Genomic DNA, 12769 nt, shown 5'->3' with positions numbered 1-12769 from the left:
CCCGCTCTGTTAAAGAATGTGGCGTTTCTGTGCATTTTATAGCAAGTGATTTGTATTAAAGTTAAAAGACCTTATGAGGACTCGACCATTAAGCAACTTTTTTCGAATAACTCTTACTTAGGCTACCACTTTATTATTGCATTAATAATAGGAGGTGGACTGATGTTTGCTGAAAATCGTTTTAATGAAGTAGCCAATGCCCGCTCTTGGTTAACATTAATTGTTACACCCGTACAATGGGCAGCTGATGCACCAGGGCGTGCTTGGGGTTGGGTTTCTGATAGTCTTACAAATCGCAACATACTATTAGATGAAAACCGTGAATTAAAATCACAAACACTCATTTTAGCTGAGCGTAGTCAATTAATGGCTTCGGTTGTGGCTGAAAATGTACGCCTGAGAGAACTGCTTAATGCTGCAAAAAACCGCAAAATAGATTACATTAGCGGCGAATTAATCGGTTTAAACTATGACCCTTTTTCACAGCAAGTGATTATTAATCGTGGACGGCAAGATGGTGCTTATATAGGTCAGCCAGTGATTGATGCGTCAGGGGTTATGGGGCAACTTATTTTTACCAGCCCTTATACCAGCCGCTTACTGTTAATTTCAGATATTCACCATGCCATTCCAGTACAAGTTAATCGCAATGGCTTGCGTTTTATTGCCCAAGGTGGTGGTAAGGCAGAAGAACTTTACCTTAGCCATGTACCAGAAACTGCGGATTTAAAAGAAGGTGATTTACTCATTACTTCAGGTATCGGTGGTCGCTTTCCTTTTGGTTATCCCGTAGCAGAGATTACAAAAATATCGCACCAACGTGGCGAACCTTTTATGGATGTTATTGCTACACCTAAAGCACAACTTGATCGCAGTCGTTATGTGCTTTTGTTAAAACATCACCTTGTAGAACCTGTATCTGAAGAATTAATGATGATAACAGCGGAGAAAGATACCTGATGCCTAATAGAAAAATTCAGGGGTTTTGGGTGGTTCAGATTACTTTTCTGATTGCGCTCTATCTACAAGCCTTGCCAATGCCTAAACTATTTTTATACTTACGCCCAGAGTGGCTAAGTTTAGTATTAATTTATTGGTCATTAAATTTCCCACAAAGGATTGGCGTTGGTTACGGTTTTTTATGGGGTTTAGTCTTAGATTTAGTCGAAGGCACTTTGCTGGGGCATAATGCCATAGTAATGAGTTTGTTAGCTTTTTTATGTAATAGTTTTTATCAGCGCATTCGTATGTATTCACTCCTTAAACAATCAGCTTTAGTATTTTTATTAATTGGTGTCAGTCAGCTAGTTTTTCAATGGATACAAAGTATTTTTGGTTCTTTTTCAAGTGTGGGGTTTTTATTATTACCCGCTTTTATTTCAGCCGTGCTATGGAGTTGGATATACATTCTTTTACAAGGATTAAAACGGCGCTTTGCAGTAAACTAATAATCTAAATAGGTTATTTTAATTGGGTAAGCCATGAGTGAAGAAATATTAATAAATATAACGCCTACAGAAACTAGGGTCGCGCTGGTTGAAAATGGTGTTTTACAAGAAGTTCATATAGAACGTACTAGCCGCCGTGGCATAGTTGGCAATATTTATAAAGGCAAGGTGGTACGTGTTTTACCAGGAATGCAGGCAGCATTTGTGGACATAGGTTTAGACCGCGCAGCATTTATTCACGTTGCTGAAGTCGCCAAACCTTCAGTTGACCAAACGGCTGAGCCTATGATTGCTAGCCTGTTGCATGAAGGGCAAAGCCTTGTAGTGCAAGTGACTAAAGACCCCATTGGCACTAAAGGTGCGCGTTTAACCACCCACCTTTCAATTCCTTCTCGTTACTTAGTTTATATGCCACAAACACCCCATGTCGGTGTGTCGCAACGTATTGAACAAGACGATGAACGTCAACGCTTAAAAGACTTAGTGAATCAAGGTTTGGCTGAAATTAATGCCCAAGAACAAGGCGGTTTTATTTTACGTACCGCCGCTGAAGGTGTAGGCAGTGAAGAAATTTTAGCGGATATTTATTTTTTACATAGGGTTTGGCAAGCCGTTGATAGACGCATTAAACGTGAAACTGGCATCTATAAAATTTATGAAGACTTACCTTTATTTATGCGCTCGATGCGCGACTTTGTACGCCCTGAACTCGAAAAAATCCGTGTAGATTCACGCGAAAACTTTCATAAGCTGTATGCATTTGTAGAAGAGTTTATTCCAGACTTACCAAATAAGCTGGAGTATTACCCTGGTGAACGCCCCATTTTTGACCTGTACAGCGTTGAAGATGAAATACAAAAAGCACTGGGTCGTAAAGTACAGCTAAAAAGCGGTGGTTATTTAGTTATCGACCAAACTGAAGCCATGAACACCATTGATGTAAATACTGGCGGTTTTGTTGGGCATCGCAACCTAGAAGAAACCATTTTTAAAACCAACTTAGAAGCAGCAGCAGCGATAGTTAGGCAACTACGTTTAAGAAATCTGGGTGGCATTATCATTATTGATTTTATTGATATGGTTGATGCTGAACACCAACGCCAAGTGCTGCGTTTATTAGAACGTAACCTAGAAAGGGACTATGCCAAAACTAAATTAACCGGTGTAACCGAGCTAGGTTTAGTGCAAATGACCCGTAAAAGAACCCGCGAAAGTTTAGAGCAAATTATTTGTGAGCCTTGCCACCTTTGTTTAGGGCGTGGCACGTTAAAAACCTCTGAATCCGTCTGTTACGAAATTTTACGTGATTTGCTGCGTATGGATAGAGCTTATGGTGGCGATGCCTATTTAGTGATGGCTGGGCAAGTGGTAGTTGATCGCTTTTTAGATGAAGAATCAGCAGCTGTTGCAGACTTAGAGCTATTTATTGGTAAAACGATACGTTTTCAAGTTGAAACGCTCTACTCACAAGAGCAGTTTGATATCGTTTTACAGTAGCTTTATGGCGATTCAGTCAAACAAATCAAATCAGTCAGAAAAAGATCGTTCATGGCGATTTTACTTACTACAGCTACCCTTATGGTCGGCTCTAGTTCTCGTTGTTAGCGTTGCGCTGCTCGTATTATTTATTCGTTCCCTTATACCTCAAGTAGATTTATTACGACCCCACTTAGAAGTTTGGTTAACTGAACGCTTGCCTTTTGAAATAGAAATGTCTCACCTCAGTGGTAGCTTGTTTAAAATAGACCCAGCCGTAGGTGTTAAAGCGCTAACCTTAAGTAATCAAAACCAAGTATTTTTAGTTATTGAAGACGTTTATTTTGAATTAGACACCCTAGCCAGTTTAGTTGCTGGAGTGCCACGTATGAAAGGTGCACGTTTGGCAGGGTTAGAGCTTTGGTTGGAAGAAACACCCGATGGTTGGCAGCTAAAAGGGTGGCAAAATCAACAAACTTTGGTTGAAGAAAATAAAACGAACTCGGTGATTGATACAGTCAGTGCAACAGCTAGCCTGCGCCAAGTACTAGGTTATATTGAACAGTTATTAGTTCAGGGTGAATTAAACTTTGCAGATTTACGATTTAATTTACAGCCTTTAAATGATGAGCCGCTATTCTTTTCTGCCGATTCAATGAGTTACCATCGTTGGTCTAAAGGCCGACAACTTTTTTTTCAATTAGAAGCTTCAACAGCAATCACTCAGCCAGCAGAGTTAGTGATTACTTTTGAAGGTGAAACCTTCAACGCTCAAACGTCCAATCTTACAGCTTGGTTTAACTTTCCACTGGTTAGCCTAGATGACTTTCAAGCACTTTGGTTAACATCTATGCAAGAAAAAGCTGACAATATACAAGGCAAATTTTCAGTAGAAGGTTGGTTAAATCTTAATCAAGGGCAAGCAAAACTTGATTTACAAGCTAAGAATGTAGAGATACTTCAAGATAAGCGTTGGCAAGTTGAATTTGGTGAAGCTAAATTAACCTTGCAGGGCGAACTAGATAACTGGTCTGTAGACTGGGAAATCAATCAATTAAAGTCTGGCTCTTATTATTTTCCAAAATTAGCAGGTCGCCTTGGGCAAATAGAAGAAAAAAATTATTTACAACTAGAAGAGTTAAAGCTAGACCCTTTAGTTAAGTCATTAAAGAAAGATCAACGCCTGCCTAAAATAGCGCAACAACTCATTAAAGACCTGTCGCCTGGTGGCAGTTTAAAAAACTTATTTTTGACTAGTAATCTAGTTGATGAGTTTGACTTGCAAGTAAACTTACAAGGTATAAAAGCGAATACTTGGCAGGGTGCGCCCTTGGGTGCTGGTTTAAATGGTTGGTTGCAAGCAGACACTAAAGGTGGACAGGTGGTTTTTGCAGATCACCCATTACAGCTAGGTTTTCCCGATTTATACTCCTCGGTTTGGGATTTTAGTCAAGCTAAAGGGCGGATTCGCTGGGAACTAGAAGGGAAGGAAGTGTGGGTTATTGGTGAAGACCTTGCTGTAACGCTACCGCTTGATAAAAAGCTAAAAAACAATGTGTATGTAAGCGGTGACTTCACTTACTTTTATGGGGCAAATGATCAGCGTCTTTATTTAAACCTAGGCTTATTACCTACCTATGCCGCTGCTCACCGTTGGCTAGTACCTGAGCGATTGTTAGAACCTGAATTATTCTATTGGCTTAATTCAGCTTTGAAAGCAGGGCAGATAAATAAAGCTGGTTTTATTTACGCCGGTTCCATTGCTCAGGCACATACGGCTGCATTTCAACTCGCCATAGACTTTACTGCGACTGACTTTAAATTTCAGCCAGACTGGCCAAGCCTTAGCCAAGCCAAGGGGCAGGTACAGGTGATTGATGGTTGGGTGAAAGGTTCGGTTGCTAGTGCAAAGATGGGTACTGGAAAGTTAACTAATGCCTCTTTTGCAACCAAGCTAGATAATGACGGCAAGCTTAAACTTGACGTTTTTTCTGAGGTGAAAGCACCCTTAGCACTCTTTCCTTGGCTGGTTAAAAACAGCCCGCTAGCAACACAAATAGCCGAGCCACTACATGACTGGATTTATTCTGGCGAAATAATGGGTGCTATTAATTTAGCCATTCCCCTAGTTAAAACTGAACAACAACCTAGCGTGAAGTTGGTTAGCCAGATAAATAATGGGCAATTAACAATTATGCCGATTGATTTAACGGTTACTGATATTAACGGCCCGTTGAACTTTACCTTAGAAAAAGGGCTAGAATCTGTGGGTTTAACTGGCCGAGTAATGAGCCAACCCGTTATAGCAAAGTTTTATATTGAGCCTAAAAATTACCTAAGTTTTTCTGCTGGTTTGGCTGCTGAAGATGTAAAAACGCGTTTTAATTTACCAAAAGAATTAGATTTTACTGGCATTACCCAAGTTCAAGGTGAGTTATCGCTGATACCTATTGGTGAACTAAAAATCATCTCAGATTTACAAGGCTTAGCCTTAGCTACTGCCTTGCCTTGGAATAAAGAAATTCAAGAAGAACGCAAGTTTACTCTACAGCTAGATTTTTCTGTTGATGAGCTACCGCTTAAATTACAGCTTGCTGACCAACTTGATTTTTTAATGCACCTAAACGAACCCTTGCGGGGTAGCCAACTACATTTAGCAGATAAAAATGTAGCTAAAGCTATTTTGCCAGAAGAACAAGGTTTAATAGTAACCATCAGTGTCGATCAGCTAGGCATTGAACCTGCCTATACTTGGTACTCGCAACTTAATTTAGGTGAAGCTAGTCAGTCACCAATAATTACGCCAGATGTTAGTAGCCCTGTACGCATTACTCTCCCCGTAAATGAGCTAGAAGGTTTAAATCAACTGAATATCAACATTGCCCAATTGAACTGGCAAAAGCTTAATTTAGGTCAGCTAGATTTAGACTTAAAAAATTCAAGCGAGGGATTAAAGCTAAACTTTAATTCAGCTGTTGCCAGTGGGGAAGCTTGGTGGCCTAGTGATTCTGAACAGCAGCTTGAACTATTTATAAATTATTTACATTTACCAGTAGCCGAAGACGAAGCCCCATTAAAACCTGTTGAACAACCAGTTGTTGACCGTGCAACCAGACCTTTAGTTAACGACTGGTTGGCTGATTTTAACCCTAAAACCTTACCCGCTGCTTTTATAAAAATAGACGATTTAACACTAGGGAAAAAGCGTTTAGGGCGTTTAACTGCCCAGCTTCTACCACAAGAAGAAGGTGTAAAGTTAGACCCCTTGCTAGTGAGTTTAGAAGAAAGTGATTTTTCTGCTCGTTTCGATTGGTTCACTAATGAGCAAGGTTCTAATAGTCGTGTTGAAGGGGTTTTAGCAGGTAAAGACTTGGCTCCAGCGCTTATGGCTTTAACTGCTGAAAAACAATCACCTATTGTTAGTGGTAAACATAAACTGAGTTTTTCCACAGTTTGGCTAGGTTCCCCTGTTGCCTTTGATTTACAAAAAGCACAATCAAAATTGCAGCTAGAACTTAAAGATGGTTATTTTCCCAAAACAGACCTGAGATTAAGCGGTATTAGCCAACTATTTAGCCTTTTAAATATGGATACTTTACTGCGCCGTTTGCGCCTAGACTTTTTAGATTTAATCGCCAAGGGTGTTAGTTACGATTCAATTAAAGGTGTTTACCAGCTAGAAGAAGGTTATCTGCGCACGATAGAGCCAACTAAAATCGTGAGTTCAGCAACGCGTATGACGTTAACCGGTGAGGTGGATTTAATTGAAGAAACTTTACAACAAGAACTAACCCTTGTTATGCCCGTTGCACAATCATTGCCCTTAGCAGCCGTTGTTGTTGGCGCACCCCAAATAGGGGCGGCTATTTGGCTAGTACAAAAAGTATTTTCTAACCTTTTTGACACCTTTACAGAAATCCGTTACAAGATCACTGGGCCACTTAATAACCCGAAAATAGAGTTACAACGTATTTTTTAGGGTTAATTTTTATCCATTTGTAAGCCTAAATCCATTCTTAATGAATCAATTTGCTGGCTAACATGAGTACGTAGCTGCTTAATTTTTGTACCTGCTTCGTTAGCACTTTGCTCCATTTCTTGCATTTGGAAATTAAACTCACCAACACTTTGGTATTGTCGCTTAGTCAAGTTTGAACTTTCTTGTGCTGTTTCTGAAGCATGGATAGAGCGTTGACGAACTTGCTGTGAAGTAACTTGCAGTTTTTTTGCTAAGTTACATTGAAAGTCAGTCGACAAAGCAACGGCTTCAATGTGCTGTTTAAGCCGATCAGTTACACAATTAAGTGCCCCAAGTAAATCCGTTGACTTGCCTACAGCGCCTTGTGTCTTTTGTGATAACTGACGCACTTCATCGGCCACTACAGCAAAAGCTCGACCATGAACACCAGCGTGTGCTGCCTCTATCGTTGCATTTAATGCTAATAAATTGGTTTGGTCAGAAATGTGGTTAATTTGATCTAAAATCCCCATGACCTCTGCAACAGCATGAATTAAATCAACTAAAGCTAATTGACCTAAATCAATTTTTTTAATTGCTTGCTCACCGGCTTGTACAACCTCAATGGCACTACTTTCACTACTATCCATCAAACAAGCGGTTTCTTCTGCAAAGCTTTTAACTTTAGTCGAACTAGCGCTTACTTGTTCTGCTAAACAGCTTAATTCCTGACTGGATTCACCTGCTTTTTTAAGCTGTTTTTGCGTATTAAATGCATTAGCAATAATGCTGTCAAAACTATCCAGTAACTGCTCTAACGTTGTACCTACACTTTGAAGTTGTTGATTTTTCTGCGCCTGTTGTTGCTGCATACCAGCAATCAGTTGATTAAAACGTTTGGCAATTTGCCCCAACTCGGTTTGGTCGGCTTCCATATTAACGAAATTCAAACTGCCTTCTTTCACTAATACAGTAAGGGCACGTTCTAATTTGGCTAAATTATTCACCACCAAGCGTAACTGAAAAATATAAAGTAAGAAAGCCGTTAACAGCAAGCCCAACACAAAAGCAAAAAATAGCTTTTTAACCCAAGACTCAACACTTTCTTTGCTTAAATTAATCGCCACTTGTCCCTGAATAATGGCTTGTTCAAAATCATCAATAAGCTGATTAACCTTTGCAAAGCTGTCAATACGATCCTGCTGCCACCGTATAGAACGCTCCATTTCAGACGGGTAACGCTGATGCAAACTAGCAAGATTACGCAAAATCTCATCACCTGTTTCTTCCACTTTCGTAACGCGTATTGTCGTTTTCCAGCCCATTAAACTTGCCATACTGTCTTGCTTTTGTTCAGCATAAAGCCCAATACGCGGCAAGCTATTTAAGTGCTCAAGGGTTTGACTATAGTTTAAACGGTTTTTCTCTAACTCTTGTAAATAAACAGCTTTACTACTCGTCCAATATTGTTCACGGTGGGTTTTAATGCTTGATAACAATCCAACTAAACGCATCACGCCTTGAATGTATGTCATACCAATTTCTGGCTGTTGTTTAACCACTTGAAAGGCATAGCCCTCTAGGTCGTGTAACGCTGCAGTGGCTTCACGTTCATTTTGATACAACAAGCCTTGAGCATCACCCGCTAATTTTCCAGCACCCAATAACTGATGTGTTAATCCCGAATAAAGTGCTGCCGCTACTGGTTCTAGTTCTTGCACTAAATTTTCTGGCAAACTAGGCATAACCTGTTGCTGTAAATAGTCTAAATCAGTCATTGCTTCGGCGTGCTGAGTTGCATCGCCCGTTTCTAAGTAAGTACGAATTTTACCTCTTACATCAACAGCCAATTGTCGATGCAATTCAGAATAATTTAAAGTGCTAATAAATGATTGATTTAACTTACCCAATCCCCAATACAAAATAGCAGCAAGCGCAATGGCTAAAAAAATTAATAAAAGTGCGGCTAAACGAGTAGCTATAACAATACGCATAAAGAACTCTTTAATTAGATTAAATTAAACAAGATCTAATTCTCTAATATTGCAACTAGCATTAGCTTCATTTCCAGAAATTATACTAATAATAGAGCCTGATAACTCGGCCACCAAACTATTACCTTTCACGTGCTTGGCTTCATGTTTAATAAGGCTTAATCGGCTGGCAATATCATTGGCAGAACCCAAGTTAGCTGATTCAGAATCTATTGCGGCTACAGAAATACTCATCAAGCTAAAAAAGCGCTTTTCACCAAAACGGTCTTCAGCCCAAATACCATTATCATCTAAATCATCTGGATTATAAAAAGATTGTCGATGTTGAATAAACTCTTGTAAAATACGTTCAACATAAGTTTGCCAATTGGCACTACGAAACACAACAACATAATCATCACCACCAACGTGCCCTACAAAATCAATATCAGGATGGCGGTGTTTTTTTAGTAGATTAGCTAGATTAATTAATATTTCATCACCCTTAGCATAGCCGTATTGGTCATTATAGGGTTTAAAATTATCCAAATCAAAATAACAAGTAACAAAAGGTTTTTTATTTTTAATTAGTTGATCTATATGCTCTTGAATTAATACATTACCGGGCAATCCAGTTAATGGATTAGAATTTTGTGCGCTTTTAATCTGCATTTCTGTAATTATTTTCAATAAATCAATAACCTGACCAATCCCAAAATAATAACCATTTTCAGTGATAATGAAATCTTCTTCTAAATGGCTACGATTCCTTTGCGTTACTTGTTGGCTTACTTTTTCAAGACGCGTATGGCGCTCAACCACGATAAAATCATCGTCTAAAATCTGGCTAACAGGTTTTTTAACGTATAAATCACGACCAAAAGGCTTACTTAGTTTTTGTAATAAGCGAGAACGTTTAATAATACCAACAGGAATACCTGCTGACACGACTGGAACTGAAAACCAATATTCATTTTGATCGAAAAGAGCCGCAACCTCGTCTACCAAAGTATCAGGCGTTACTGGCGGTATATCAATTTTTAGCTGGCCAACTTGCCCTTGTTCTTTATAAATCTCTCGGCTTTCTTTGATTTGCTTCCAAACATTTTTAGCCGTCTTACTTATTTGCTGCATGGGTTCTGGACTAGGCCGTGCAAAGTAATAACCTTGCAAATAATCGACACCCATCTCAGACAGTGTTTCAAACTCTTGACGCGTTTCAATGCCTTCAGCAATAACCTGACTTTTTACAGCACGGGCAATTTCAACTATCGAACGTACAAAGTCCCTTTTAATCTTGTCTTTTTCTATTCCGCTAACAAAATGCCGGTCAATTTTGACATATTCAGGGTGTACTTCAGACCAAAGTTTTAGACTTGAATACCCCGTCCCTAAGTCATCAAGTGCAATAGAAAAACCTTCGCCTTGGTAGTGTTTTACTGCACGGCACATCAATTCATAATCATGTGTCGGCGAATGTTCGGTTATCTCAATAACCACCTGTTCAGGTTTCAAACCAAAATTATTAATTAAATCCAGCGTCAACCCTTGATAATGATCCTGCTGCAATAGCGTTTCAGGCGAAACATTTAAAAACAACTTGCCCTGTAGCTGCTGGCGTGTAAATTTCTCTATCGCTTTTCTACGGCAGATACTTTCCAAAGCAAAGAGTTGCTGTTGTTGCTTAGCTTCATCAAAAAGATGAATGGGACTGTGTAAACTGCTATCGACAGGCCCACGACTTAACGCTTCATAGGCAAAAATTGATTGCCCATTGGCGGTAATAATGGGTTGAAAATGCGTATTGATCTTTTGTGCTGCAATAATACTTAATAACTCATCTGTTCTTGCCATCGGGCAATCTCCAATAAATCTGCGTAATACTTTTTATTAGCTAGATAATAAAAAGTATTACAGCAGCCAAAGATGACAAAATGACGACACGGAAGGTTTTCAAGCTAATTAGTAAGCTAAACCCCTGTTTTAGCTTGGTGATTTGTTTGATACAACTAGCCTTTTGTTGAACTAAAAATCGTGGCTAATTCTTCTGTTGTTAATAACCGGCTTTGGCCCAACTCAAGCCCTGCAACGGAAAGCGGGCCAACGGAAGTCCGGTGCAGCGCTAACACCTTATTTTGGAAAAAACCAAACATCCGTTTCACTTGGTGATATTTGCCTTCCACAATAGAAAGCTTAGCTGTGTAATCAGACAAAATTTCTAAGTACGCGGGCTGAGTCGTTAGGTTTTCGTAGCCAAAATAAATGCCTTGCTTAAACACTGCAATGTATTCGTCGGTTAAAGGCTGTTCTAACGTTACTTCATAAACCTTGGGCAATTTGGTTTCAGGCAAACTAATTTGGCGCGACCAAGCACCATCGTTAGTCAATAAAACCAACCCTGTGGTATTTAAATCTAAGCGGCCTACAATGTGTAACGCATTTTTTTGCGGGTGGTGAATCAAATCTAATACCGTTGAATGTTCAAGGTCTTTAGTCGCACTGACCACGCCTTTAGGTTTATTAAGCAGAATATAAACCGGCTGATTGGCTTGCAAACATTTACCATCTAACACAACTTGAACAAACTGGGTAACTGGCTGTTGGATAGACGTTGCCAACATACCATCTAAAAAAATGCGCTGTTGTGCGATTAAAAGACGCACATCTGCTTGCGAAAAAGCAGTGTTTTTACTGATAAAACGGTCGAGGCGATGCGTTGTAGATTTCATTAAGAAAAAGCAAACCTAGCTGCAACAAGTTTTAAATTTTTTGCCACTACCACAAGGGCATGGCGCATTGCGCTGGGGTTTTAAAATGCCTTCTTTAGGTTCACCTTTTAAGTAATACCAGCGCTCACGTTCCTTCACAAAGGCTGATATTTCTTGTAAATAACCCCAGCCTGAATTTAGCCGATAAATCGCTTGAAAATGCACATAGCCATTATCACCCTTACTACCGCTGTCTAAAATACGCAGCGATACCCAATCAGGCGAGTCACTTAAATCCAGTATTTTTGGTTGTGTACTGCTGTGCCAACTGGCGTATAAATAAGCGTCAAGCTTTAACACAAACGCCGTAAAGCGTGAACGCATCAAGGTTTCAGGCGTGGGTGCTGCTTCGCCTTGATGGTAACGCTGACAGCAATCCGTATAGCTTTTTTGGCTACCACAAGCGCACAAAGAAGGCGTTATTGGGTCAGAAGTAAGGGCGTTAGACATACGTTATTTAGCGTGCATAGCAAGTAACTTTGCTAAAAAAACAGCCATATCACGAACTTCTTCTAAGCAAAGGCTGTGCTCCATTGCATAGCTTTGGAATTCTGGTTGATAACCCATTGCTTGTAAGTGTTTAACTGCTGTTGTGCCCAAGGCTGGTACAACAACGGGATCAAAACTACCGTGAGCAACAAAAATAGGAAGATTGCGGTTAGCTTCGCTTAGTGTAATCGTGTCAGCCGTAGCAAAATAAGTTGATAAAGCAAATAATCCACCTAAAGGCTTGGTATAACTAAGCGCTAACTCATAAGCAACGGCACCGCCTTGTGAAAAACCACCAATAATGATGTTTTCACTGGGTACACCTCTGGCAATCTCGACTTCAATTAACTGCGCCACTTGCTGTGCCGATTTTCTTAATTGGTCAGTATCGACTTTACGATCAATGTCCAGGGTTAAAATATCGTACCAAGCAGGCATCAACATACCGCCGTTAATAGTGACGGCTAGTTCAGGTGCATGAGGGAAGATAAAGCGGACAGGGATTTCTTTAGCAAAAGCAAATTCGGGTACAATGGATTCAAAATCGTGACCGTTAGCCCCTAAACCATGCAGCCAAATAATAGAGTAGTTTGGCGCTTGGCCGGTATCAATTTGCAAGGTTTTTAATTCAGTCATGTATCCTCCAACAGTTTAGTA

At 39.8% G+C, this 12769-nt stretch carries 9 protein-coding genes; 4 read left to right on the top strand and 5 right to left on the bottom strand.

The window, feature by feature from the left end; translation table 11 throughout:
* The first annotated feature begins 45 nt into the window (after positions 1 to 45).
* The 4 genes from mreC to VJY63_RS00160 are packed head-to-tail and all read left to right on the top strand — an operon-like array spanning position 46 to position 6903.
* Positions 46 to 960 (top strand): rod shape-determining protein MreC, encoded by a 915-nt coding sequence (gene mreC, locus VJY63_RS00175; RefSeq protein WP_324047467.1) that lies wholly within the window; start codon positions 46 to 48, stop codon positions 958 to 960.
* Entirely contained in the window at positions 960 to 1448 is a 489-nt protein-coding gene (gene mreD / locus VJY63_RS00170) for a rod shape-determining protein MreD (RefSeq protein WP_324047465.1), read from the top strand. Before mreC ends, mreD begins: the two co-directional genes overlap by 1 nt.
* A 33-nt stretch (positions 1449 to 1481) precedes the next feature.
* The gene (gene rng / locus VJY63_RS00165) at positions 1482 to 2945 is read left to right on the top strand and encodes a ribonuclease G (RefSeq protein WP_324047463.1); all 1464 of its coding nucleotides are present in this window, start codon (positions 1482 to 1484) and stop codon (positions 2943 to 2945) included.
* A 4-nt stretch (positions 2946 to 2949) separates the two neighbouring features.
* Positions 2950 to 6903, top strand: a complete 3954-nt coding sequence (locus VJY63_RS00160; protein ID WP_324047461.1) for a YhdP family protein — start codon at positions 2950 to 2952, stop codon at positions 6901 to 6903.
* Positions 6904 to 6905: 2 nt separating this feature from the next.
* On the opposite strand, the gene VJY63_RS00155 is transcribed toward VJY63_RS00160, so the two are convergent.
* From VJY63_RS00155 to VJY63_RS00135, 5 genes are all read right to left on the bottom strand, one after another.
* Positions 6906 to 8876, bottom strand: coding sequence for a methyl-accepting chemotaxis protein (locus VJY63_RS00155; RefSeq protein ID WP_324047459.1), 1971 nt, complete (start codon positions 8874 to 8876; stop codon positions 6906 to 6908).
* 24 nt (positions 8877 to 8900) lie between these two features.
* Entirely contained in the window at positions 8901 to 10709 is a 1809-nt protein-coding gene (locus VJY63_RS00150; RefSeq protein WP_324047457.1) for a GGDEF domain-containing protein, read from the bottom strand.
* Between the two features lie 155 nt (positions 10710 to 10864).
* On the bottom strand, positions 10865 to 11584 hold the full coding sequence (locus VJY63_RS00145; RefSeq protein WP_324047456.1) for a pseudouridine synthase: 720 nt from the start codon (positions 11582 to 11584) through the stop codon (positions 10865 to 10867).
* 15 nt (positions 11585 to 11599) lie between these two features.
* Positions 11600 to 12073, bottom strand: a complete 474-nt coding sequence (locus VJY63_RS00140; RefSeq protein WP_324047455.1) for a YchJ family protein — start codon at positions 12071 to 12073, stop codon at positions 11600 to 11602.
* 3 nt (positions 12074 to 12076) lie between these two features.
* A complete protein-coding gene (locus tag VJY63_RS00135) occupies positions 12077 to 12748 on the bottom strand; it encodes a carboxylesterase (protein WP_324047453.1) in 672 nt (223 codons plus the stop codon).
* Positions 12749 to 12769 lie beyond the last annotated feature (21 nt).

The organism is Marinospirillum sp. (genome assembly GCF_035271045.1).
Classification (GTDB): domain Bacteria; phylum Pseudomonadota; class Gammaproteobacteria; order Pseudomonadales; family Halomonadaceae; genus Marinospirillum.
Note: the sequence above shows the minus strand (reverse complement) of the source record. Positions and strands in the feature narration are given on the sequence as shown.

Excerpts from the sequence above, each read along its gene's own strand:
- VJY63_RS00135 (WP_324047453.1), bottom strand. The coding sequence starts at position 12,748 with ATGACTGAATTAAAAACCTTGCAAATTGATACCGGCCAAGCGCCAAAC.
- VJY63_RS00140 (WP_324047455.1), bottom strand. The coding sequence starts at position 12,073 with ATGTCTAACGCCCTTACTTCTGACCCAATAACGCCTTCTTTGTGCGCT.
- VJY63_RS00160 (WP_324047461.1), top strand. The coding sequence starts at position 2,950 with ATGGCGATTCAGTCAAACAAATCAAATCAGTCAGAAAAAGATCGTTCA.
- VJY63_RS00150 (WP_324047457.1), bottom strand. The coding sequence starts at position 10,709 with ATGGCAAGAACAGATGAGTTATTAAGTATTATTGCAGCACAAAAGATC.
- rng (WP_324047463.1), top strand. The coding sequence starts at position 1,482 with ATGAGTGAAGAAATATTAATAAATATAACGCCTACAGAAACTAGGGTC.
- VJY63_RS00155 (WP_324047459.1), bottom strand. The coding sequence starts at position 8,876 with ATGCGTATTGTTATAGCTACTCGTTTAGCCGCACTTTTATTAATTTTT.
- VJY63_RS00145 (WP_324047456.1), bottom strand. The coding sequence starts at position 11,584 with ATGAAATCTACAACGCATCGCCTCGACCGTTTTATCAGTAAAAACACT.
- mreD (WP_324047465.1), top strand. The coding sequence starts at position 960 with ATGCCTAATAGAAAAATTCAGGGGTTTTGGGTGGTTCAGATTACTTTT.